Source organism: Rhodococcus sp. MEB032, assembly GCF_030208925.1.
In the GTDB taxonomy this organism is placed as follows: Bacteria; Actinomycetota; Actinomycetes; order Mycobacteriales; family Mycobacteriaceae; genus Rhodococcus_F; species Rhodococcus_F qingshengii.
In genome coordinates, this window is the sequence record NZ_JARVSY010000001.1 from 342,584 (window position 1) to 364,939 (window position 22,356).

Here is a 22,356-nt window from a genome sequence, read left to right on the forward strand (position 1 = left end):
TCTCCCCCACTGCGCTTTACGCGTAGTGGGGGGAGGCGCACTCTTTGCGTTTGTCGGACTATCCCGTCTTCTCCTGCTCGAACCCGTCGATCATTCCGAAATACTGCGAGATCGCTGCTGCCGCCATCTGTACGGGAGCGGCGTTCCGCTTGTCTATCGTGCCGCGAATCAAGGGCCCACAAATCGAGAGACCTACTGGCATGTGGTCGAGCACCCCGATTCGCGCACCGATACAGCCCATCCCGGAATTGCAGATTCCGAACGCAACTGAGTGTTGGCGAACGCCATTGGCGTTGTGCGACGATGCCACCGATCTGTTGCCGGCGCTCAACAGTGACTTCCCGATGGTCGACGCTTGCGCTGGGATACGTGAGCCGACGCGAGTCTGAAGGTCGGGGACCATCAGGCTCCCGATCTTCTGGATGTAGCGCACATGGTTTCCTTCCAACACCCCGAGGTGCACGGCGTGTCCAGTCACGAAATGTAATTGCTGAAGTAGGGGCGTAACCACTCGATCCACTTTGTTTCGATACAGCGAGAGCGCGCCCAGATCTCCTAGCTTGTCGCCTATCTCGTACTCGAGTCCTTCGCGGCGTAGCCAGTTCATCCTCACGAGTTTCAGTAGCATCCGGTGCACGGACGATCGCGGAATCCCGGTTCGGCGCGCCACCTCCCCCAATGTCAGCCGAGGCGCGTCACGAAAGCAGTCCACCACCACCGACAGTCTGTCGAGAGTTGACATGGGGATGGACTCTTCGGTGATCGGTCCGACCAACATCGATGTCTCCGTTCCGGTGGCCCGCCGCTTCGGCAGCCAACATTCGTTCCGCCCATCTGAGCTTCCGTGGACACACGACGCCAGTACGTTTCCCACGCAGCGGGAGATGCATCTGCATGGGCTCTCACCAGCACCTATACCGATGATCGGTCATGTTCGTTGAGCCCGAATCCATCCCTCGTCACAGTGATGACCGGAGCCCATCAGATCATGCGGCGCCGAGCAGAACGCTTCAAAATCAGGAGGACACATGAATGCTTCATCCCCGTCGACAGGCGTGATCATCACCGGCGGCGCATCCGGAATCGGATTGGCCTCCGCCCGCGCGCTCGCGGCGATCCGACGACCAGTCGCTCTCTGGGATATCGACGAGGCAAAAGCGGTCGATCAGGCAGCAGTGATCTCCTCCGAATTCGGCATCGACGCCATCGGAGTGGGAATCGATCTCACGAGAGCGGACGACTACGCGGCCGCATTGGCCACAACCCGTTCCTCACTTCCCTCCATCGGCGGACTTGTTCACTCCGCCGGGGTCGTCGATATCGGATCCCTCGAAGGAGTGACGCTCGACGTGTGGGAGACGGGTATCAACACCCATCTACGTCCGCTCATCCTGTTGGTTCAACAGTTGATGCCTGATTTCACGGCCAATCCCGGTTCGGCAATAGTCGGAATCGCTTCGATCAACGCAACTTTGGGCAATGCAATCAACCCTGTCTACTCCGCTGCAAAGGGTGGGATGTTGTCGATGGTCCGATCGCTGGCGGACCGACTGGGCCCGGACGGCATTCGGATCAACTGCGTCTCTCCCGGACAGATTCTGACCCCTCTGCTTCAGCCGACCGTAGACGCATTGGGTGACGGGGCATTCGAACGACGCATCCTCCTCGGCAGGCTCGGTCGCCCGGAGGAAATCGCACACGCTGTCCGCTTCCTGCTGTCCGACGAAGCAAGTTACATCACCGCAACGGAATTGGTTGTCGACGGCGGCAACATCTCGTCGCAACGTATGTGACTTGCCCAGAGATTCACACCCCTTCGACTGTCGTACAACGTCGCTCGGTCCAGCCCACCGGGTGCACTCACGAAAGGAAGAACATGACAATTGCGGATGTCAATGAATCGGAAGAGGTTCGCATCATCGACCAGGGAGAACCTCCCACTCGATTTGCCCGCGGATGGCACTGCCTCGGCCTCGCCAAGGACTACAGCGACGGGAACCCGCATTCCGTCGAAGCTTTCGGTACCAAACTGGTCGTCTTCTCCGACTCGCATGGCGAACTGAAGATCCTCGACGCGTACTGCCGTCACATGGGCGGCGACCTGAGTCAGGGCACGGTCAAGGGCGATTCGATCGCGTGCCCCTTCCACGACTGGAGGTGGGGAGGCAACGGTAAGTGCACCGCGATTCCCTATGCTCGACGTGTCCCCCCGCTTGCCAAGACCCGCGCTTGGACTGCGCTCGAACAAGACGGGCTGCTCTTCGTCTGGCACGACCCCGAAGGCAATCCGCCACTTGCCGAAGTCGCTATACCGATCATCAAGTCTGCGGAGCACGAGTGGACCGATTGGGTCTGGAAGTCGATAGTCATCGATACGAACTGCCGAGAAATCGTCGACAACGTCGTTGACATGGCGCACTTCTTCTACGTGCACTTCTCGTTCCCCACCTATTTCAAGAACGTCTTCGAAGGACACGTCGCCATCCAGGAGCAGAGCGGCATCAACCGCGACGACATCGTGACCTGGACCGACCCCGACGTACCGAAGTTGGTGTCGAATCTTTCGACAGCGGCCTACCACGGACCGTCGTTCATGATCGACGACTTGCGCTACGTCTACGAGAACTTCACGACCGATTCGGTGCTGATCAACTGCCACTACCCGGTGAGCCCGAACAAATTCGTACTCATGTACGGCATTACCGTCCAGAAGTCCGCAGAGATGCCCGCCGAGTTCGCCGATCAACTTGTCAACGCGATGATCGGGTACATCGGCGTCGGATTCGAACAGGACATCGAGATCTGGAAGAACAAGACCCGTATCGACAATCCACTGCTCTGCACCGAGGACGGCCCGGTCTACCAACTACGCCGTTGGTACGAACAGTTCTACGTGGACGTCGCCGACATCACCCCGGACATGGTCGACCGTTTCGAATTCGAGATGGACACAAGCAAACCCATCGAAGTGTGGAAGCAGGAAGTCGCTGACAACATCGCACGCAGGGCCGCCGCAGGAGTAGGGCAATGACCATGGAACCGCTGGACTGCGAGCGGTGCGGAACATACGTCCTCGTGGAGAAGAACAGCTGGCATCACACGTCGACCCAGTGGCGATCAGATTCGCGCACGGCATGTTTGGAGTACCGCGACGATGCTGAACCGCCGAGAATTCGATCCGGAAGTTGTTCCGCATTGAGAAATTCCATCAATCAGGCAGCGACCGACGGACGCATAACAGTTCCCGAATGACAATCGTCCTCGCGACCTGAAGGCTCACGTCATAGCGGCGGCCAACTGCTGAGACAACGTACCTTTGTTCTCCACCTCGACGGTGTCGCAGCCCTGCCAACGCGCAGTTCTCCGAAGGAGTTCCGCCAACCGCGGCGCAGTGTCGGCGTCCGCGGTGGGTTCGGCCCACGCCGCGCGGACAAGCAGTCGACGGTTCTGACGGTCGTTCTTCAGATCGACTCGGGCGCAGATCGTGTCGTCGATCAACACCGGGAGCACGTAGTATCCGTGAACTCGCTTGTGCGCCGGAGTGTAGATCTCGATCCGGTAGTGAAAGTCGAAGAGCCGCAACGCTCGATCGCGTGCCCACACTACCGGGTCGAAGGGTGACAACAGCGCATCCGCACGGATGGACCTGGGACGCTTCGCTCGCGGATCGATCCACACCTCCCTTGCCTTGCCTCGACGCTCCCAGCCGTCGACGGACACCCGGCGCACGCTGCCGGCGTCTTCGAGTTCCTGCAAGGCCGTTCGTGCTTCTGCGCTGGGCAGACGAAAGTAGTCGGCGATGTCGTCGAGGGTGCCGAGACCGTGTGCCGTCACACCCCGCAGCACCAGTTCGCGTATCGCCTCCGACCGCTCGACGTGTGCGTCGAGTATCTCGGGTGCAAGCATCTGCTCGGCCAGGCCGTAACGACGCTCGAAACCGGCGCGCCCCGCCGAGACCACCTCGCCCCAACGGAACAGCGTCTCGAGCCCGACCTTCACGTCGGACCACCCCCACCACGGACCGCGCCGCGTGTTCGCCTCGTGTTCGATCTCGCTCGCCGCCATCGGACCGTTGTCGCGCAACTCCTGCCGCAACCAATCGAGGAAGACGCGCCGATCGGAAGCCCACCCGTCCTTGTCACTCAACGCTTTGGCGCGAAACTGGTCCATCCGCCAGCGGAACAACGGCCACATGTCCACCGGCAAGAACGTTGCTTCGTGACCCCAGTATTCGAGGTATCCCGAACCGGGGGTGAAGGCAAGCTGATCGAGTCTGGATTTGTCGTATGCGCCCAATCGCGCATAAACGGGTAGGTAGTGGCTGCGTTCGAAGACATTGACCGAGTCGATCTGCAGCACCTGCAGCCGGTCCATCACGCCGACCAGATTGCGACGCGTCACCGTCGTGGGATGCGATTTGCCGAATCCCTGAGCGGCAAGCGCTATGCGACGGGCAGCTGCCAGTGACACGACTTCGCTCATAGTGGGCCAGACTACGCACACCCACCGACACGCTTCAGGCGGCCGAAGCCCGACGGCCGAACAGTACTGCCGACATGAACACCTGCAACATGGCCGCGTTCTCTGCGGCAGCGTCGAATTTCATCATGCGGCCGACATCCGGGACCAGGTTGAGCGCAGCGTGAACTACGAACTTCGCCTCTACTGCCGACAGCTCAGGACGAATCTCGCCGAGCACTCGCGCCCATTCGACCACGTAAAGCTTCTGGCGATTCTTCAGATCGCTTCGATGACTCGGCAGAAGGTTGTTCATCTCGGAGAAGTAGACCGACATCAATTCGTGCTGTGCAAACGACAACTCCACGTACATCGCCGACAGTGACCGGAGCACTTGTTCGTGCGAAGTCGCGGAGTCGAAGACCGCTGCCGTCGCCAAGTCCAAGCGATCTGCAGCTCGATAGAACACGGCGCCGAGAAGCTCTGCCTTGCTGGGAAAGTAGCGGTACATACCGGACGCGTTCAAGCCGGCGGCCGCGGCGATCTCTTCGATGCTGACGTCGTGATACCCGCGAGAGTCGAAAAGGCGCACGGCTTCCTGCAAGAGACGTTCACGTTTGTTCGTGGTCACGGTTCGAGGTAACGAGGACTGCTCCAAGCGGCTAGCGGTGATTGCACCCTCACCTTGATCTATCGCCAGACACGCGTCGAGCAGAACCTTCTCCATCGCTCGCTGGGGCAGCAACAGGTTATGGACGGTGATACTGCCGATGACGCTGAACATCGCTGCCACGACAAGGGTCTCGTCCCTCGCCGTCATCGCGGGTTCGGAGCGCGAAAGATACCGGGCTACTCGGCGATTGACCGTACTGGCTTGCGCTCGAACGGATTTCCGATCATCGGTGTCGAGAAACCGGCTCTCCCAACGATAGATTCCAGCCGTACGCCGATTGCGGATCGTCGTTCGTATCACTGCAATCAGATCTTCGCGCAACCGCTGCGCATCGGTTGCCGCAGGCGCAACCGAAACGGCATCGAGGGCACTGGCGAGCGCTCCGGTCAACTCCAGTGCCGCGTGGCGGAACATCGCGTACTTGTTCGGAAAGTGCCGATAGAGCGCCGAACCCGAAATACCGACCGCCGACGCGATGTCGTCGACACTGACAGCAGGATATCCGCGCTCACTGAACGCGATTGCCGCTGCAGCCGCGATCTGCGCCTTGCGGTCCTTCGGTCGCCTCTTGACGGAGTCGGACCTCGGCTGCCGAACAATCCCATTCGACGTCTGCGCGTCGACGAACTGATCGTTCAGGCTCACCGTGTACCCCACTCTCCAGCCCTCACGCACGAAGCACTTCGATCCGCCTGCTCATCAGACGAGAATCAGCATAAGCATGATTTTGAAAACTCGTACACCGATTTCAGCACATCGCGCGTCTAGAGTTTCATACATGCAGGTAACGCTGCCTTTGATCAGAACACACCACTCGCCCTTCGCCGCCTCCCCCGTTGCTTCCATCGAGAATCTTCGTTAACAAAACGTTGCCTGTGGCCACCAGCAGTGGGTAGGGTCACCGCTCGAAGCATCCAGCCCGCATCCACGAAGCAATCCGACTGACAGATTCGGAATATTCGTAAACATACACAGGATGTCGATATGAACAGTTCCGATATCTCCACGTCAATGAAGGAAACTCGGTCAACAGGGCTGACAGTTCGACGAGAATTTCGGTTCACATAATGCTTGCTTGGACACATATATGTGTGAGATGCTTCACAGGCAGTTCGCTCGACCGCCAGCGCTCGAACAGTTCGAACTCCGTGCCGAACACTGTTGATCTGCAAAGGAATTCAATTAGATGACGTACGAGCTGCCAGCCGCGAAGGGCCCGGTGCGAGACGTAGCGTTACAGGGGGGCTATCTGATCGGATTCTCGGTTCAGGCACTCTTCGGTCTGTTCACGGCAATCCTGCGCAGACGACTCTCGTTGCACGAGACGGTTACTCAGACCCTGTTCATCGGTCGCGTCAGCACCGGCCCGTCGCTGCTTCTCATGATTCCGATCGGTGTATTCATCGCCGTCTCGGTCGGTGAACTGGCCGGCCGGATCGGAGCCGGTGGATATTCCGGAGCTGTCGTAGCTTTCATCATCGTCGGTCAGGCCGCGGCGCTGGTGTGCGCGTTGATGATGGCCGGTGTCGCAGGATCGGCGATCTGCACGGATTTGGGTTCACGAAAGATCCGGGAAGAGATCGACGCGATGGAAGTGATGGGCATCGACGTGATCGAGCGCCTCGTCGCACCGAGATTGGTTGCGGCAGTGATCGTCTCCCTTGCACTGTGTTCGATGGTCACCTTCGGCGGTGTGATCGCGTGCTACCTGTACCACATCTACGTCCAGCATCTTCCGGCCGGAACGTTCATGGCAACGTTCAGTCAGTACGGGCGATCTTCCGACTTCGTCATGGCTTTGGTGAAGGCTGCGGTCTTCGGCATCGCTTCGACTTTGGTCGCCACCTTCAAAGGTCTACATGCAAAAGGTGGCCCACGCGGCGTTGCCGACGCAGTCAACGAAGCCGTGGTCATCGCGTTCGCGCTCGTCTTCATCGTGAACACAGTGTTGTCCGCGCTCCACACCGTAATCGTCCCGGCAGTCGGTGAATTCTGATGTCGCTCGTCGATCTCCGTGTTCGAGCACGTCAAGCGAGCAGACCCCTGCGAACCGCGGGCGACGGCCTCGTCTCCCTCGGTCAGCACGTCACTTTCTACGTCCGCACTATCGCATCGATCCCCTTTGCGCTCACCAAGTACCGCAAGCATGTACTCGGTCAGATCAGCGAGGTCAGCTTCGGCACGAATTCCTTGTTGTCCGGCGGCGGCACCATCGGGATCGTCTTCGCGATGTCGCTGGCCGCGGCGATGATGTTGGGCGTCGAGACCCACCGGGGCCTCGAGCTTGTCGGGATGACCTCGCTCTCCGGCATGCTGTCCGCGGTTGCCAACACCCGTGAACTGGCCCCTGTTGTCGTAGCGATCGCGTTGGCCGCCAAGGTCGGAACGGGTTTCACCGCCCAGATCGGGGCCATGCGTATCTCCGACGAAATCGACGCGCTGGACTCGATGGCGATCCGATCGATCCCCTTCCTCGCGGGTACCCGGGTGATCGCTGCCATGATCTGTGTCATCCCGATCTACATGATCGGACTCCTGGCCAGTTACCTCTCGACCCGACTGGTCGTCGTGTTCTTCAACGGCGCATCGGCAGGTACTTACGACTACTTCTTCCATCTGGCGATCTCTCCGCAGGACCTCCTGTACTCGGGTCTCAAGGCCGTGGTGTTCGCCGCTGTTGTCGCGCTGGTTCATTGCGCTTACGGCTACTACGCATCGGGCGGTCCGGCCGGCGTCGGGCAAGCGGCCGGGCGCGCGCTCCGAACTGCGATCCTCGCGATCGGAATCCTCGACGTACTGATGACTTTCGCGCTGTGGGGCCTCGTGCCCCAGATCCCGGGAATGGGGGTCTGAGCCGTGGACAGACTCACTACACGCACGAAGATCGTGTACGCCCTTCGCGGCGCGATCGCCATAGTCGTAGCCGTCGCCGCCGCCGCCGCCGTGACAATGGTTCTACGCGGTTCGGGAAATCTCGAGCAGAGCACCGACATCTTCGTCGCTGTTCCAGCCACAGCCGGTCTCATCAGCGGTGAAGCTCCGGTTCGGTACCACGGCGTCAACGTCGGCCGAATCGGCGAAATCGAATCAGGAACCGCCGAATCCGTTGTGCAGTTGCAGATTCAGACCGATGACGCGTCGAAGATTCCCGCTGACGTGGTGGCTCGCGTTGTTCCACGCACGTTCTTCGGCGACATCTACATGCAGCTCGTGGACAGTCCGAATGAGCAGGGCCAGACGACTCTGGCGGACGGAGACGAGATCCACATGGACGACGGTCCCGAAGCCGTTGCGCTCTACGACGTGTACACCAAGTTGGTGGGCGTCCTCACTGCGATGCAGCCCGAGAAGTTGCAGACAGCCCTGACTGCGCTGGGCCAGGCGCTCGACGGAAACGGAGCCGAGATCGGTACCACGATAGACAATCTCAGTGCCGCGTCCGGCGTACTGACACCCGCCGCACACCAATTCCTCGAATCGACACCCGAATTCAAGTCGGTCGTCGACGCGTTGGACCGTGCGACCCCCGACATTCTCGATACCTTGGCAGCCGCCACAACTGTCTCGAACGACATGGTCGCCAACAGAGCGAATCTCGAGTCCTCGATCGGCGCGGCCGCAGTCTTCGCCGCTACCGTCGACGATTTTGTCGGGGCGAACAACCGAAACATCATCACTGTGATCGATTCCGCCGGAAAGATACTCGCAACCACCGCGGCCAATCCCGGAGGACTGCGTTCCACCCTCGCGAATGCCAGTACGTTCGGCGCCGCGGGCGCTCGGGTCTTCGCCACCGGAAAGTTCGACATCACAGCAGTTGCCACGTTCGCCGAACCGCTCCCATACACGGGTGATGATTGCCCGCAGTACGGTGACTCGCGCGGAGCACAGTGTTCGGGCTCCAACCTGACGCCTGAACAACCCGTCAGTGCCCCGGTCGTGGGCGGCGTAGCCGAAGCGGCCCCCCTGCGGTACCTCGAAGATCAACTACTGGGCGGATCGCCGGAACCCTCGGATACCCCCAACCCGGCAACAACACTGATGTTGGGGCCGATGGTCAGAGGTAACGAGGTGACCGTCCCGTGAAGGTCCGTCCTGGCCAGGTAATTCAGTTGTCACTCTTCTGTCTCACCGGCGTCGCCTGCGCGTCGTTCGTGGCGAACACGTTGTCGGTCCCGGTTCGCGGAAGCACCGATTCGTATTCGTTCGAGTTCACCGACGTCGAAGGACTCAACCCGGGCAACCCGGTCACCATGTCGGGTGTGCGTATCGGCCGCGTGGACTCGGTTGCGTTCGCCGACAACGGAGGCGGGACGAGCAAGGCGATCGTCGACGTCGAGATCGAGTCGCGATATTCCCTCGAGTCGGATGTCCGTGCCGCCGTGCGCTACGGCGACATGCTCGGTGCTCGATATCTGGCACTGACGCAGGACGACAGCGCAACAACGGTATCCGCACGACAGCTCGAACCAGGTGACACGATACCGCTGGCGCAGACAACACCGCCGATCAACTTGACGGCCCTGATGAACGGGTTCAAACCGTTGTTCGCCGCGCTGCAGCCCGAGCAGGTCAACACGCTCACGCGAAGTTTTGTCGAAACCTTCAACGGCCAGGGCCAGGCAATGACCACCCTGCTCGACCAGATCGCGACCATGAGTTCCGGCCTGGTCGACCGTCAGGACGTCTTCGCGCAACTACTCACGAACATGAACACTCTTCTCACCTCCGTCGACGAGCGTCAACCCGAATTGGTCGGCCTGTTGGACGGTTTGAACGATCTGAGTACTTCCGTCGTCGGGCAGAACGATCAACTGGTCTCGCTCTTGGATCAGGGAAACCGCACTGTCTCGTCGTTGGCTCAGATCATGGCCGGGTCGAACGGTGCATTCGGTCAGACCGTGCAACAACTCGAAAGTGTCACCGGGAGTTGGATTGCGAGCACCGACGAGTTCAACAGACTTCTCGTCAACCTTCCCCAGTTCGCCGACGCCGCCAACCGGATCGGAAGTTACGGAAGTTTCATCAGCCTGTATCTGTGCAATTTCACTCTGAAGGCAGGCGACATGGAAGCCAACATCTTCGGTCCGACACACTCGCCGGTGTGCTCATGATGTTCCTGGTCAAGCTGATCGACGTGTTCGTCGGCATCATGCTCTTCCTGTTCAAAGGGGATCGCCGTCGCAGCGGTAGCGGCACCGCTCTCGCCCTGGGCAGTCTCGGAATCTTCGTTCTGGTGGTGGGACTCGGCGCCGCCTTGGGCATTCCGAAGCTCTGGTACAACGTACGCACGTCGGCATACACAGCCGAGTTAGCCAATGCCAGCGGGCTTTCCGACACCGATCCGGTTTACGTGGCCGGGGTTCCCGCGGGCCGAGTGGATTCGATCGACCTTGCCGGCGACCACGTCGTCGTCAACTTCCGCTTGGACAAGGACCAGCCTTTGGGAAACCAGAGCACGGCGACGGTCAGGCTCAAGACGGTCCTCGGCAAGCGCTACCTGGAGATCGTGCCGGCCGGAGTGGTCGACGACTCCGAGGCGCGGGTCATCCCGCTCTCCCGCACAACCGTGCCGTACAGCCTCGACGACGTCAGCAGTGATGCCACCACTGCGGCAACAGGCGTCGACCTACAGGCGATGGAGTCCATGATGAACACCCTTTCGCAGGTGATTCCCACTGATTCCGATCAGGTGGGCCGGGCTCTGGCCGGAATCAGCGGCGCCTCGGCGGCTTTCGCGCAGAACAGTGAACAGATCGACCAGATTCTCATCATGTCTCGTGAGCTGTCGGACATGGCTGCGGCACAAACCGATTCGATCGTCGGTACTGCGGCCAATGCTCAGACGATCGTTCGAACTCTTGCGATGCGCAAGGACGCACTGACTCAGCTGGTCGACAACCTGACAATCATCATCTCGAAGCTCTCCACCACTTTCGTCGATCGTCAGGACGAGTTCGGAGCCATGACCGACAACCTCGTCGCGGTCACCACCACGCTGAAGAACAACGCAGATCAGATCGACCTGCTGTTGACTCGTCTTCCTTCCGCGCTGCGTTCGGTCACCGATTCAACCGGCACCGGCAATTGGACCGACGTCAACGCGCCGGCGGCCGTGATCCCGGACAATCTGCTCTGCGCGCTCGGCATCATGGAGGGCTGCAAGTGAATATACGAAAAGCCGTCACGGCCATGCTGGTAGTGACCTTGGCGATCGCCCTGCCCGGTTGGTACATATTCGGACGAACAGATCAGTCCAAGACCGTCTACGCCGATTTCAGCTACGTCGGCGGAATCTACGAGGGAAGCAAGGTCACCGTCCTCGGAGTCGGCGTCGGGACGGTCACGTCGGTGGAACCTCGCGGCACTTCTGTTCGAGTAGCGATGTCGATGCCCGACTCCGTGGACCTGCCCGCCGACGCCTCGGCCTATGTCCTCAATCCATCGCTGATCAGCGATCGACACATCGAACTCGGCCCGGCGTACACCGGCGGAGAGACACTGAAAGACGGCGACCAGATTCCGATCGAACGTGCCCACTCCCCCATAGATTTCGACGGCTTGATGGGAAGCGTCAGCACTTTGGCCGACGCATTTGCCGGGGATGGGGGCAATCTCGGCGATCTCGTGAGCCGCGGCGCCGCCGGGTGGCAGGGCCAGGGCGATCAATTCAACACCGCAATTCGCAACCTCAGCACGGCAACCGGAGTTGTCGGCGCTCGGTCGGAAGACATCGGTGCCCTTGTCGACAATCTCAACACTTTGATGAATGCTCTGGACGCACGGCAGGTCAGCCTCGACGAACTTGTCGGCGACCTCGGCGTCCTGGGTGATCAATGGGCGAGCCAGAACATGGACATCTCACAGCCTCTGCAGGATCTGCAGGTGGTCTTCGACCAGTTGAACAGTTTCATGACAACTCACGGCGATGATGTCGGTGCCATAGCCGACAACGTGCGAGTTCTCGGTGACACTCTGGCTGCCAAAGAACCCGGCCTCGCCGAGTTCATGGACCTGGTGCCGTTGATGATGCAGAACCTCTCCCAGACAATCGGTCCTGATCAGCGCGGGCGCATTCGGCTCAACGTCTCGACTGCATTGACTCAGTTCGCGGTGGCGAAACCGCTGTGCGACACCTACAAGTTGCCGATCTGCACCGGAGCCGGGTTCACGAATCCGATTTCCTTCCCCCTCAGCACTTCTGATCCGCTCGGCATCGCCTCCGCGATTTCCGGCGGAGCCGTCCCCGGAGGTGGCAATTGACGCGGCAATCGATTCGAATAATCGCCGGTATCGTGATCATCGGTGTGGGTTCTGCGGCCGTGTTCGCCTTCGGCGGCTGTAGCGCAGGCATTCAAGACCTACCCCTGGGTCGTTCGGCCGACGGTGACGCGTACAACGTGGCGCTGCAGCTGGCCGGCGCCGACGGCCTGGTGTTGGGAGCAGACGTCCGCAGCGGCCAGAAAGTCATCGGTCGAGTATCCGCGCTGTCAGCCGATGTCGTCGGAGCCGATGTGACTCTGAGTCTGGACGCCGCGACGCCATTGCCCGACAACGTCGAAGCTTCCGTCGAACTCCCGTCCGCACTTGGCAATCCGTTCATCAGACTCTTGGTGCCGGAAGTTCCGTCCGGCTCCACGCTCAGCGACGGAGACACAATTCCGGAGTCTCGCACCGAGATCGGTCCGCAGGTCGAAAGTGCGCTTGCCACCCTCGGCACGGTTCTGACCGGAAGCGGCATCGACCAACTCGATACCGTGGTGCGCGAGCTGAACACCGCGTTTTCCGGGCGCTCCGGTGAAGTTCGTTCTCTGACCGAGACCCTCACCTCGCTCATGGCAGAGGCAAGCAGTCACCGCAGCGAGTTCGACGAGGCCGTCGACCTCGCTGCCCGGGTCTCCTCCCAACTGGCCGGCCAACGCGTAGTTGTCGACAACTACCTCGATTCCGTTCCACAGGTGGTGTCGATTCTCGTGGGACAGAAGGATCAGATTGCGAGCCTGTTGAACTCGACCGTTCAGCTCGCCACCAACGCAAACACCATTCTCGACTCGTCTCCCAACGGCCTCGACGCGATGCTGCACGATGCGTCGACCGTTGTCGGGACTCTGGATTCGTTCAACTCGGAGATCGGCCAGACGCTGACGAACATGAACGGGTTGCTCGAAAACTTCACCGGTGCAGTGCAGGGTGACTACCTCGTTTTCGACGGCGCCCTGGATATTCCGGGAACGATCGACAAGCTCTGGAGCGGCGGTATGGCCGGTCAATCGATCGCACCAGCGGGAACTCTCACCGATCTACTTCAGGGAGGTCCGCGTTGAGTCGCCTTGCGCTTGTTCAACTTGTCCTGTTCGCTCTGATCGCTGCTGTGGTCATCCCTTTCGGGATCGTCTACGTGGTCGGCCCTCAGGGTTTCGGGGGTCAAATCCGGCTGCACGCCAACATGTCCGACGCCTTCGGACTGACCAAGGGCACGGTCGTCACGTATCGCGGCGTACAGGTGGGGAAAGTGAGTGAAGTCGAACTCGACGCAGGCACCCGCACGGCTCGGGTGGAACTCTCACTCAACGACAACACCGAGATACCTACCGACAGCGTCGCCAAGGTGACGATGGGGACCGCAGCCGGAATTCAGAATGTCGACATCTACCCCAACACAGACCACGGCCCGTATCTAAGGGACGGCGACGAGATCGCCATGCCCGCGGATCAGCAACCGGTCCAGATGAGCCAGTTGATGCTTCAGGCGTCCGGTGTCTTGGAAGGGATTGATCCACAAGCGATCAGCGACATCGGGACCGAGCTGGGGAATTCGTTCAACGGGCTCGGCCCGAGCTTGGCGACGATGATCGACAACGGTGGGACCATGTCGGCGCAGTTGAACGACCAGTCGGCCGAACTCGCTGCGCTGCTGTCGCGAACCTCCACGTTGGTGGACTCCATGGCGACACAATCGGATTCGTTCGTCCGGGGAATGGCAGCTGCCAAGAACTTCACCGAACAACTCGAATCCAACGCGCCGGTGCTGATCTACCTCACCGATCATTCGCCCGCCGCCCTGAACAGCGCTCAACAGTTGTTCGACAAGTACCACAACACTTTCGGAGCGGTCCTGGCCAATCTCGTCACTGTCGCACCGATCATCTCCGACCGCACAGAGGCCCTGGAAACCGGACTTGTCACGATTCCTGAAGGTCTCGCCAAACTGGCATCCATCGTCAAAGGCGATCGCGCCGACTTTGCCTTGGTTGCGACCCAGGGGCCGGTCTGCAACTACGACACCCCTCGGCGTGAGGTCGGCGATCTGTCTCCCACCAGTCCGAGTCTGGCGATGTACTGTCCCCCCGCCGACGACCTCGTCCAACGCGGAGCACAGAATGCTCCGCGTCCGAACGACCTCGGTTTGCAGAACTCGATCGTCCCGGGCACTCCGATCGGACCGCCCGTCGTCGCAGATCCGATTCTCGTCCCGACCGGAGTCGACGCCCTGAACTACTGGAGATTGATGTTGGAAGGACTGGGAAATGGCACACGGTGACAACGCACTACTCGACGAGACAGAAGCCGAGGTGGCCGAACACCCGACTTCTCCGTCGCTACTTCACCGCCTGAAGGAGCCACGCAACGCACTGATCTCACTAATGGCGGTAGCGCTGGTCGCAGCATTGGCGGTGCTCGGATTCCAGATGTACTCGGCGAATCAGGAAGACACGCTGCGGCAGGAGGCTTTGGACACCGCGCGGGATTACTCGACCATCATGTCCTCCTTCGACTATCAGAACCTCGATGCCAACAAAGACAGCATTGCCTCGATGTCGACCGACGAGTTTGCCGGCACCTACCGAACAATGGTCGATTCACTTCGCGAAGTCGTTGCCGGGGGCCAAGGCCAGGCGAGCGCGACGGCGACAGACGTCGGTATCGAATCGCTGGACAATTCGTCGGCCAAGTTGCTCGTGTTCGTCGACCAACAAGCCAAGAATGTCGCAGCGCCAGAGGGAAACACACAGAAGTACCGCATGGTCGTGTCCCTGGTCCGCTCGGACGACCGGTGGCTCGTGAGCAACGTCGAGACCAAGTAACTCACCACACGCGGAGGAAGATCCATGCCCACTCACTACCTGGATTCGGAAAAGTCCGAGTCGTCGCTTCGCACCGATCAGACACGCATCACCATCACGGCCGAGCGTAGACGGTGGGCACGTAAGCCCGCACACATCACCGACGCGCTCGATTTCTGGTCGTTCGCCGGAGCCGCTGCCAACGTCATCCTGCAACTCGGTTGGCCCGAGGTGGCGTACGGCGTCATGGAGAGCAAGGTCGAATCGGGTGCTCTGACAGCGCATCCGTGGAAGCGTGCACGAACCACGACGCAGTACCTGACGGTCGCGATCCTGGGTGACGAGGAAGAGCGAAAGGCTTACCGCGAGGCCGTGAACTCGGTGCACCGACATGTGAAGTCGGATTCAAACAGCCCGGTCAAGTACAACGCCTTCAATCGCGAACTCCAATTATGGGTTGCTGCATGCCTGTTCATCGGTTTCGAAGACAGTCATCAGTTGCTGCACGGCAAGATGTCCGAAGAACAGGCGGAGTCGTTCTACAAGTCCGCGTCAACTTTGGGAACGACGCTGCAGGTCACCGAAGAGATGTGGCCGGCCACACGTGCCGACTTCGAGCGCTACTGGAACCTCGGTTGCGAACGCGTCGTCATCGACGAACGCACCAAGCAGTACCTGATCGACTTGGTCAACCTACAGATGATCGCGTGGCCGATACGCCTGGTGTTCCGAAACTTGTTGCGGTTCCTGACGGTCGGATTCCTTCCACCGATCTACCGCGACCAACTCGATCTCGAGTGGACCGAAGACGACCGCCGCCGGTTCGAACACCTCTTCATTTTCGTGTCGTTCGTCAACAGGTTCATCCCACGCTCCGTTCGTCAGGCCGGCAACACCATTCAGATGCGCGACATTCGCCGCCGGATCAAGGCGAGCAAGAATCTCGTCTGAGCCAGCGGCGCGTTATTCGTTGTCAATTCTGCTGCCCTACAGGTAAATCGGGCCGGTCGGTCGACAACAGATCACGGCTGGACATGGGTTCCAGCACGACTGAAAACCGGGTCGAAAAGCCGACAAACCGGGCTGATCGAGTGTCACATTCGCCGCATATCGACGCCGCCGAGGCACGTTTCAGGTGACTTGCATCACATTTCATCTCGTTTATGTAACGCCGGGAGAGGTGGCATATCGCCATGCGACCTGGGAAAACACTCTTTGATGCATTTCTGTTGCACAAACATGTGTCGACACGCCGACCCGTGACCAATCCGTAATCATCTCTTATGGTTGGTGACAGCCCGATCAACCGGGCATTACCGAATCGCCACCGCCCGTCCCACCCCGCGGTTCGGACTCGACAACATTCCTAGTGGTGGGAGCGGAGCTGAGACGGTCACCGTCCTCCGTCGGCGGGACTCGAGAGGATTTACCAAAAATGACCAAGACCACCGTTACCCGTGCACTTGCCTCTGTCGCCGCAGCCGGAGCCCTCGCAGCCGGAGCCCTCGGATTGAGCGCAGGCACCGCATCCGCAGCCACCCACGACTGGTCGGGTGTCGCAGAATGCGAATCTTCGGGCAACTGGGCCGCGAACACCGGAAACGGCTACTACGGCGGACTCCAGTTCAGCCAGAGCACGTGGGAGGCCTACGGCGGAGCGGGCAGCGCCGCCAACGCCAGCCAGGCAGAACAGGTCCGCGTTGCTGAAAACGTCCTTGCCGGTCAGGGCGCCGGCGCGTGGCCGGTGTGCGGACAGTACCTCCGCTGACCCCAGTTCGAGTAGTGCGTCACTGCCCGGTGTTCGTCGAGAATTCGACGAACACCGGGCAGTGTTGTATACCGATACCTATTTCCCACCACCACTACTGTTGAAAGATGTTACAGCGGTGCGTGATCCGTCGGGATGCCGCGGAGCGAGCGAGGTATATCGACTCGCCTTCCGATCCCCCATCATCCCTCGAAGAGCCATCCACAATTTTTGGGCCGTCCTTGCCAACCGGTTGTGAGAACTGACCGGCGCAGCCGTAGAAGCGTACGGGATGGGGTCCTTACGCACGTAGTGCTCCATAACCCCAGCGTAGCCGTGTTTCGATGCCGAAATGTTCGTTTTCAATCGCTACCTCGCATCCCTCACGGCGACCGAACAAATCGATCCGGCGCACTCGATGGCCCATCCTTGACCAGGCGTGCAAACCGGTCGGGTAAATCGCGTGGCCCGAACACTTCTCGACCACTGTGTGACAAGAGGCGGTCAACACTCCACCACTCGAAGTGCTCGACCAGCTCGGCGGCCAGCGCTTCGCGCCCCAACGACCCACAGGGCTCGAATGCGGTCGCCACCGGCACGAGGAAGTAGTCGTTGATCGCACCGCCCCAACCCGGCAATATCGCCGGGTCACGGATCTCCTCATGCCACACATGGGTGGCTGCGCCGTAGTCGCGCAAGCCGATCTCCTCGTCCAATTCGCGCGCGAGCGCCTCGGACGGGGTTTCGTCTCCTTCCAAGCCTCCGCCCGGAGGACACCAGACCGTCAGCCCTCCCCCGGGCGCGATGAATCGGTAAAGCAGAAGACGGGACTGGTCGTCAACGACCAACCCCCTGGCCGAATGCCTCAGACGCATGAGTGCCACTGTAAGCCAGCAGGTCAGGCCATAACGGCCAACTCCGGCAGTCCGGCAACCACAACCGCGAGGTTGTATCCCGACATCCGCAGTTCTCCGTTGTCTCCGGTCCTCGCGTACTCCGCATGCCCGAACGCCCGCTCGTGTTTCACTCCATCCGGGGTGATCCCCTCGGCCGTGGACAACCGATGGAACTCGGTGCGCGTCGGATCGCCACCGAAACGGCCGAACCCCGCGATACTGTCGCCTTCCGCTTTCATGACGTAGACGTGCCGGTCGGCGATACCGAGGTCCGACTCCACCTTGGCTCGCACCCCGGGTGAACCGTAGAACACCACGTCGTCGACCGCTGCGCTTGCCCCGCGTTGCAGCGCAAGAGAAGTCGCGAGGGATCCGTAGGAGTGGCCCAACGCGGTGATATGGACTCCGTCGTTGACCGACGCGGCACGAAGACCGTGAAAGAAGCTACCCAATGCGTCGGCGGCTATGCCTGCTTTGGACGATCGACTGACGTCGAAGCTGGCCCGACCGATGTCGAACTTTCCCGGCCCGATCACCTGTGGCGCGTCGTATCCGATCCAGGCGATGGTGGCCACGCTTTCCTTTCGGCCGGCCAGTTCGAGTTGCCGCATCGCCTCGGCTCGTAATCGCGTTGCCTCTCCGACCATTCCGCGCATCGAGTCCTTGACGTTGGTGTTCAGTCCGGGAATCGTCACGGAGACGTGATCCGCTGTGTCCGGATCCCCGATCGCAATTGCAGCGAAGCCTCGTTCGCCCGAGCGCATGTCCATGAGCAGTAACCGTCGATCAGGTTCGGCGCGAAACAACTCGTCGAGCGCGTCCAGATCCTCGAGTTTGCGTTCGGCGTACCACTGGCCCGCCCCGGTGTTACTCAGTCTGCCGCCGAAGAACTCGCGGTGAAGTTCTTGCGATATTCGGACTGAATCATCTTGCAGCCGTGCTCGTTCCGATTGAATTCGATCGAGGTTGGCCGGGCTGCGAATCGCAGCAGGAATGCCGTCGAGGTTGGCGATCAGGCCTGGTGCATGACGCAACATCTGACGCTGCCGATCAGGGCTGAACGCTCGCCACTCCTCCCCCACACGCACAGCTTTGTCACGGAGGTCGGTGCCGACCTGAGACCGCAGAGACAACGCATGATGAAGATCCGCGCTGACCAGCAGTGCCTCACCGATCAGTTCTCGAACTGCGACCTCGAGCAACTGGGCGTGCACGTGGAGCGGGTGACCGTCGGCGATGGGCGCAACGGCAGAGACGGTTCCATCCTGACGAATATGCAAGTCGTCGGCGACGGCCTCTTTGCGCAGCGTATCCAGCCGTCGACGGATGTCGCGAACGCGGTGAGCGACCAGAACGCCTTCCAACCCAGCAGACAGTTGATCCAAGGCTTCGACGTCCCATACGTCGATATCTGTGAGATCCACTCGGGTCAGGACGAACGAGCAGCGATCCGGGCCTGTACTTCCGGGCGACGCAACGGAGGGACGGTCTGAGGTGGCTGTCTGCGAGGCGGCAACGCACTGAGCAGGCGCGTCGTCGTTTCGGTCACCTCACGCACCGCCTGTTCGAAGGCGTCTCGGTTCGCGTCGGACACCTTGGCTATTCCGCTCACCTTACGTACGTATTGGCGAGAGGCCGCTTCGATCTCCTCCGGCGTAGCAGCGGGCTCGAGTCCACGAAGTTCAGTGATGTTTCGGCACATAATTCGACGATAACCCTGCTCACCGACGCCGTCACGGTTCGATACATCAATGTATCCAAACTGCCACGCAGATCCGGGCATCACGGTAGTTTCAGTGAAATTCCCCCAGTGACTGGAAGTAGCCACTAACTCATGGACTCTGCACTCACCTCCGTCGGCCTACCCGCCGCACTCGCCATCATCATGTTCGGCCTCGGGCTTTCCTTGACGGTCGGAGATTTTGCCCGCGTGGCAAAAGCGCCGAAAGCCGTCTCGATTGCCCTGATCTGTCAGTTGTTGTTGCTCCCGGCCGCGGCCTTCGGTCTGGTCACGTTGTTCGACCTCGACCCACTGCTCGCTGTCGGCATGATGCTCCTCGCCGCATCACCGGGCGGCACCACGGCAAACCTGTTCAGCCATCTGTTCCGCGGCGATGTCGCTCTCAATGTGACACTCACTGCGGTCAATTCGGTGATAGCGGTGGTCACCCTTCCGCTCATCACCAACTTCGCGTTGGGCTACTTCGAACCCGAGGACGCGGACGGCACCCTCGGACTGCAGTTCACGAAGGTACTTCAGGTCTTTGCCGTCGTACTGATTCCTGTCGCCCTCGGAATGTGGGTTCGATTGCGCTCGAGCGCCTTTGCCGAGCGCATGGACAAGCCCGTCCGCATCGGATCCGCGGTGGTTCTGGCACTGGTGATCGTCGGAACGGTTGTTTCCGAGCGCGAGAACATCGCGGACTATCTCGTCGACATCGGCGTCGTCGCTGCCTTGTTCTGCCTACTGAGCCTCTCGATCGGTTACGTCGTTCCCCGGATATTCGGCATCGAGGATCGTCAGGCCATCGCCAGTTCCATGGAAATCGGCATCCACAACAGCACGTTGGCGATCACCATCGCCGTCAGTCTCCTCGACAACGTGCAATTGGCAGTGCCGGCCGCGGTGTACGGCGTTCTGATGTTCCCGCTCGCTGCAGCCTTCGGCGCCGCCATCACCCGAAAGTCACGGACCATGGCCGAAATCGACTAATATCAGGCGGTTTTCGATATAGGTGATCTGGTATCGCCAACCCTACGATCGATACGGACTCAGACCGAAGGGTATCGAAAAAATGCTGACCAACACACCTACCGTGCCGGACGAACGCGTCTGGCAAGAGCTAGTCGACGCACTTACCCGTCGCCAATTCGGCATCGGAGCCGGGATGGCAGCAGTCGCAACTATTCTGTCGTCCTGCAGTTCCAGCGACGGTTCAGGGGCCGATGATGACGCTCAAATGCGCACCGTCACCACGCCGTTGGGGACCTACGACATACCTACCAACCCCAAGCGGGTCTTGGCCGTCGACGCCCGAACCGACCTCGAGCTCGCCATTGCCCTGGAACTACCGGTGTTCGGATACAACATCTCGCCCGTCACCAAGTGGGATCCCGCCGACGGCTCGGCCGAATACCTCAGCGACAAGCCCAATCTGGAGCAGATCCTCGGACTCGCACCCGATCTCATCATCTGCGTCAACGCCGACAACGAGTACTGGCCCGCTGCAAAGCTCCAAGCCATCGCTCCTGTCCTGACGACCGAATCGAAGCAGACGTGGCGGGAGAACCTGACCCGGCTCTCCGATTGGCTGGGCCGAACACCCACCATGGATCGCCTGATCACCGACTATGACGCTCTGATCACCGACATTCGCACTCGACACGCTTCCGCGATCGCGGGCAAAACCGTCGCAAGCTTGTCCTACAGTCCGGACAAGGCCACGATCTACATCGACAGCTGCCCGTGTCGGAGGAAACGGGAAAGAAGAATCGTCAACCCACCGACATGACGCTCGCCGATATCGGCGGAAGAACATTGAACACAACCGGTTTCGACAATCAGGGACGACTGAGCATCGAAGAGATGGATCGTCTGCAAGGCTGCGACGCGTTCATGGTTTCTGTCACAGACAGCAATGACACCACCTTCGAACAACTCTCGGACACCAAGTTGTGGCAAAGACTTCCGGCTGTGCAGGCCGGGAACGTCACCGTTCTGCAAGGAAGTACGTACTACGGGTCCATCTACACCAACATGTACGTCGCCAAGGGCTGGGACGATCTCTATTCGACGCTCGACTGATCAGACTTGTCCGTGGAAATGCCGGCCGCTCCCGCGCGGTCGGCATTTCACGTTTCGAGGTCGATGCCCAACGCTCCGGAGAGGGTCCGCAGACAGATCACTCTCAACTCTTCCTGCGGTATGGAAGGTTGATCGAGCCAGTCGAGGCAGACAGCTCGGACGAACGCGATCCATCCCCGAACTGCAACGGCAGCGAGCTGTCTTCTTTCGCCCTCGAATCCCAGTGCATCGAGGATTCGAATCTGCTGCTGTTCGAGTTCGCGCTCGACAATCGCCCGGATACCGGCCTCGGCCGAGAGCGTCCCGACGTTGATGGCGCGCACTCCCCTGCTGTGCGACTTCACGTACGCGAAGTAGGCGTCCAACCCGGCTGCCACCTGTTCGCGCACCGGTAGCGTCGCATCGGGTGCGGTCACCTCGAGCAGGTGCTGCGATTCGCGCTCGACGATTGCGGCGAAGAAGTCTCGCTTGGTCGGAAAATAGTGGTACATCAACCCGCGCGAGACGCCCGCAATCTCGGCGACCTCTTCGATCCACACATCCTCGTACGAGCGATCGGCAAAAAGTTGCGCGCCGATGTCGAGCAACTGCGTGCGCCGCTGCTCTCGGTCCAGGCGTTTTCGTGGTGCGACCATAGGCAAGTCAGATTACTACTTGACACCGATTCAGTAAGGCGTACTTTGCGTACTAGACATCAATTCAGTAAGCGATCT

At 60.3% G+C, this 22,356-nt stretch carries 22 protein-coding genes and 1 pseudogene; 16 read left to right on the forward strand and 7 right to left on the reverse strand.

Annotation, left to right across the window (positions count from 1 at the left end; genetic code table 11):
* Positions 1 to 58 precede the first annotated feature (58 nt).
* Complete coding sequence (locus tag QRN54_RS01490; protein WP_007734248.1) at positions 59 to 778, reverse strand: IclR family transcriptional regulator; 720 nt, start codon at positions 776 to 778, stop codon at positions 59 to 61.
* A gap of 250 nt (positions 779 to 1,028) precedes the next feature.
* Here QRN54_RS01490 and QRN54_RS01495 point away from each other — a divergent pair, with 250 nt between their 5' ends.
* Together QRN54_RS01495 and QRN54_RS01500 are read left to right on the forward strand one after the other, a co-directional pair.
* Positions 1,029 to 1,793: an SDR family NAD(P)-dependent oxidoreductase gene (locus QRN54_RS01495; RefSeq protein ID WP_007734247.1), complete on the forward strand. Its 765-nt coding sequence runs from the start codon at positions 1,029 to 1,031 to the stop codon at positions 1,791 to 1,793.
* 83 nt (positions 1,794 to 1,876) lie between these two features.
* Positions 1,877 to 3,031: a 3-ketosteroid-9-alpha-monooxygenase, oxygenase component gene (locus tag QRN54_RS01500; RefSeq protein ID WP_285181486.1), complete on the forward strand. Its 1,155-nt coding sequence runs from the start codon at positions 1,877 to 1,879 to the stop codon at positions 3,029 to 3,031.
* Positions 3,032 to 3,276: 245 nt separating this feature from the next.
* Here the strand turns inward: QRN54_RS01500 and QRN54_RS01505 are convergent, their stop codons facing one another.
* Both QRN54_RS01505 and QRN54_RS01510 read right to left on the reverse strand, forming a co-directional pair.
* Positions 3,277 to 4,482, reverse strand: coding sequence for a winged helix-turn-helix domain-containing protein (locus QRN54_RS01505; RefSeq protein ID WP_285181487.1), 1,206 nt, complete (start codon positions 4,480 to 4,482; stop codon positions 3,277 to 3,279).
* A gap of 34 nt (positions 4,483 to 4,516) precedes the next feature.
* Complete coding sequence (locus QRN54_RS01510) at positions 4,517 to 5,776, reverse strand: TetR/AcrR family transcriptional regulator (RefSeq protein ID WP_007734242.1); 1,260 nt, start codon at positions 5,774 to 5,776, stop codon at positions 4,517 to 4,519.
* A gap of 541 nt (positions 5,777 to 6,317) precedes the next feature.
* On the opposite strand from QRN54_RS01510, the gene QRN54_RS01515 reads away from it, so the two are divergent.
* The 11 genes and pseudogenes from QRN54_RS01515 to QRN54_RS01565 all read left to right on the forward strand — a co-directional run.
* Positions 6,318 to 7,127 (forward strand): MlaE family ABC transporter permease, encoded by an 810-nt coding sequence (locus tag QRN54_RS01515; RefSeq protein ID WP_285181488.1) that lies wholly within the window; start codon positions 6,318 to 6,320, stop codon positions 7,125 to 7,127.
* Positions 7,127 to 7,984: an MlaE family ABC transporter permease gene (locus QRN54_RS01520; protein WP_003945491.1), complete on the forward strand. Its 858-nt coding sequence runs from the start codon at positions 7,127 to 7,129 to the stop codon at positions 7,982 to 7,984. Before QRN54_RS01515 ends, QRN54_RS01520 begins: the two co-directional genes overlap by 1 nt.
* Positions 7,985 to 7,987: 3 nt before the next feature.
* Positions 7,988 to 9,217 (forward strand): MCE family protein, encoded by a 1,230-nt coding sequence (locus QRN54_RS01525; protein WP_285181489.1) that lies wholly within the window; start codon positions 7,988 to 7,990, stop codon positions 9,215 to 9,217.
* Positions 9,214 to 10,245 carry an MCE family protein gene (locus QRN54_RS01530; RefSeq protein ID WP_285181490.1) on the forward strand — a complete coding sequence of 344 codons (1,032 nt, stop codon included), beginning with the start codon at positions 9,214 to 9,216 and terminating at the stop codon, positions 10,243 to 10,245. Before QRN54_RS01525 ends, QRN54_RS01530 begins: the two co-directional genes overlap by 4 nt.
* Positions 10,245 to 11,300, forward strand: a complete 1,056-nt coding sequence (locus tag QRN54_RS01535) for an MCE family protein (RefSeq protein ID WP_007734231.1) — start codon at positions 10,245 to 10,247, stop codon at positions 11,298 to 11,300. Before QRN54_RS01530 ends, QRN54_RS01535 begins: the two co-directional genes overlap by 1 nt.
* On the forward strand, positions 11,297 to 12,394 hold the full coding sequence (locus tag QRN54_RS01540) for an MCE family protein (RefSeq protein WP_285181491.1): 1,098 nt from the start codon (positions 11,297 to 11,299) through the stop codon (positions 12,392 to 12,394). Before QRN54_RS01535 ends, QRN54_RS01540 begins: the two co-directional genes overlap by 4 nt.
* Positions 12,391 to 13,455, forward strand: a complete 1,065-nt coding sequence (locus QRN54_RS01545; protein WP_054781821.1) for an MCE family protein — start codon at positions 12,391 to 12,393, stop codon at positions 13,453 to 13,455. Before QRN54_RS01540 ends, QRN54_RS01545 begins: the two co-directional genes overlap by 4 nt.
* Complete coding sequence (locus QRN54_RS01550; RefSeq protein ID WP_064075633.1) at positions 13,452 to 14,672, forward strand: MlaD family protein; 1,221 nt, start codon at positions 13,452 to 13,454, stop codon at positions 14,670 to 14,672. Before QRN54_RS01545 ends, QRN54_RS01550 begins: the two co-directional genes overlap by 4 nt.
* Positions 14,659 to 15,216 (forward strand): Rv1363c family protein, encoded by a 558-nt coding sequence (locus tag QRN54_RS01555; protein ID WP_007734217.1) that lies wholly within the window; start codon positions 14,659 to 14,661, stop codon positions 15,214 to 15,216. Before QRN54_RS01550 ends, QRN54_RS01555 begins: the two co-directional genes overlap by 14 nt.
* 24 nt (positions 15,217 to 15,240) lie before the next feature.
* Positions 15,241 to 16,146 (forward strand): oxygenase MpaB family protein, encoded by a 906-nt coding sequence (locus tag QRN54_RS01560; protein WP_003945519.1) that lies wholly within the window; start codon positions 15,241 to 15,243, stop codon positions 16,144 to 16,146.
* A 484-nt stretch (positions 16,147 to 16,630) separates the two neighbouring features.
* Positions 16,631 to 16,957: pseudogene (locus QRN54_RS01565) on the forward strand (transglycosylase family protein); the annotation flags it as partial.
* Positions 16,958 to 17,325: 368 nt separating this feature from the next.
* On the opposite strand, the gene QRN54_RS01570 reads toward QRN54_RS01565, so the two are convergent.
* The 3 genes from QRN54_RS01570 to QRN54_RS01580 are packed head-to-tail and all read right to left on the reverse strand — an operon-like array spanning position 17,326 to position 19,540.
* On the reverse strand, positions 17,326 to 17,817 hold the full coding sequence (locus QRN54_RS01570; protein ID WP_080961083.1) for an NUDIX domain-containing protein: 492 nt from the start codon (positions 17,815 to 17,817) through the stop codon (positions 17,326 to 17,328).
* Between the two features lie 23 nt (positions 17,818 to 17,840).
* Positions 17,841 to 19,262, reverse strand: a complete 1,422-nt coding sequence (locus QRN54_RS01575) for an alpha/beta hydrolase (protein WP_064075632.1) — start codon at positions 19,260 to 19,262, stop codon at positions 17,841 to 17,843.
* Between the two features lie 5 nt (positions 19,263 to 19,267).
* Positions 19,268 to 19,540: a DUF2277 domain-containing protein gene (locus QRN54_RS01580; RefSeq protein ID WP_003945457.1), complete on the reverse strand. Its 273-nt coding sequence runs from the start codon at positions 19,538 to 19,540 to the stop codon at positions 19,268 to 19,270.
* A 132-nt stretch (positions 19,541 to 19,672) separates the two neighbouring features.
* On the opposite strand from QRN54_RS01580, the gene QRN54_RS01585 reads away from it, so the two are divergent.
* The 3 genes from QRN54_RS01585 to QRN54_RS01595 all read left to right on the forward strand — a co-directional run bounded on the left by QRN54_RS01585 (position 19,673) and on the right by QRN54_RS01595 (position 21,643).
* Positions 19,673 to 20,551, forward strand: a complete 879-nt coding sequence (locus tag QRN54_RS01585; protein WP_003945620.1) for a bile acid:sodium symporter family protein — start codon at positions 19,673 to 19,675, stop codon at positions 20,549 to 20,551.
* A gap of 82 nt (positions 20,552 to 20,633) precedes the next feature.
* A complete protein-coding gene (locus QRN54_RS01590) occupies positions 20,634 to 21,350 on the forward strand; it encodes an ABC transporter substrate-binding protein (protein ID WP_285181492.1) in 717 nt (238 codons plus the stop codon).
* Positions 21,347 to 21,643, forward strand: coding sequence for a TroA family protein (locus tag QRN54_RS01595; protein ID WP_285181493.1), 297 nt, complete (start codon positions 21,347 to 21,349; stop codon positions 21,641 to 21,643). Before QRN54_RS01590 ends, QRN54_RS01595 begins: the two co-directional genes overlap by 4 nt.
* Before the next feature lie 47 nt (positions 21,644 to 21,690).
* Here QRN54_RS01595 and QRN54_RS01600 read toward each other — a convergent pair whose 3' ends face one another.
* The gene (locus QRN54_RS01600; RefSeq protein WP_003945528.1) at positions 21,691 to 22,278 is read right to left on the reverse strand and encodes a TetR/AcrR family transcriptional regulator; all 588 of its coding nucleotides are present in this window, start codon (positions 22,276 to 22,278) and stop codon (positions 21,691 to 21,693) included.
* Positions 22,279 to 22,356: the final 78 nt, after the last annotated feature.

Bases quoted from the DNA above. Each gene is read 5' to 3' on its own strand.
- QRN54_RS01595 (WP_285181493.1), top strand. From the start codon at position 21,347: ATGACGCTCGCCGATATCGGCGGAAGAACATTGAACACAACCGGTTTC.
- QRN54_RS01515 (WP_285181488.1), top strand. From the start codon at position 6,318: ATGACGTACGAGCTGCCAGCCGCGAAGGGCCCGGTGCGAGACGTAGCG.
- QRN54_RS01520 (WP_003945491.1), top strand. From the start codon at position 7,127: ATGTCGCTCGTCGATCTCCGTGTTCGAGCACGTCAAGCGAGCAGACCC.
- QRN54_RS01580 (WP_003945457.1), bottom strand. From the start codon at position 19,540: ATGTGCCGAAACATCACTGAACTTCGTGGACTCGAGCCCGCTGCTACG.
- QRN54_RS01500 (WP_285181486.1), top strand. From the start codon at position 1,877: ATGACAATTGCGGATGTCAATGAATCGGAAGAGGTTCGCATCATCGAC.
- QRN54_RS01555 (WP_007734217.1), top strand. From the start codon at position 14,659: ATGGCACACGGTGACAACGCACTACTCGACGAGACAGAAGCCGAGGTG.
- QRN54_RS01570 (WP_080961083.1), bottom strand. From the start codon at position 17,817: ATGCGTCTGAGGCATTCGGCCAGGGGGTTGGTCGTTGACGACCAGTCC.
- QRN54_RS01495 (WP_007734247.1), top strand. From the start codon at position 1,029: ATGAATGCTTCATCCCCGTCGACAGGCGTGATCATCACCGGCGGCGCA.
- QRN54_RS01535 (WP_007734231.1), top strand. From the start codon at position 10,245: ATGTTCCTGGTCAAGCTGATCGACGTGTTCGTCGGCATCATGCTCTTC.
- QRN54_RS01600 (WP_003945528.1), bottom strand. From the start codon at position 22,278: ATGGTCGCACCACGAAAACGCCTGGACCGAGAGCAGCGGCGCACGCAG.
- QRN54_RS01590 (WP_285181492.1), top strand. From the start codon at position 20,634: ATGCTGACCAACACACCTACCGTGCCGGACGAACGCGTCTGGCAAGAG.
- QRN54_RS01585 (WP_003945620.1), top strand. From the start codon at position 19,673: ATGGACTCTGCACTCACCTCCGTCGGCCTACCCGCCGCACTCGCCATC.
- QRN54_RS01560 (WP_003945519.1), top strand. From the start codon at position 15,241: ATGCCCACTCACTACCTGGATTCGGAAAAGTCCGAGTCGTCGCTTCGC.
- QRN54_RS01490 (WP_007734248.1), bottom strand. From the start codon at position 778: ATGTTGGTCGGACCGATCACCGAAGAGTCCATCCCCATGTCAACTCTC.
- QRN54_RS01505 (WP_285181487.1), bottom strand. From the start codon at position 4,482: ATGAGCGAAGTCGTGTCACTGGCAGCTGCCCGTCGCATAGCGCTTGCC.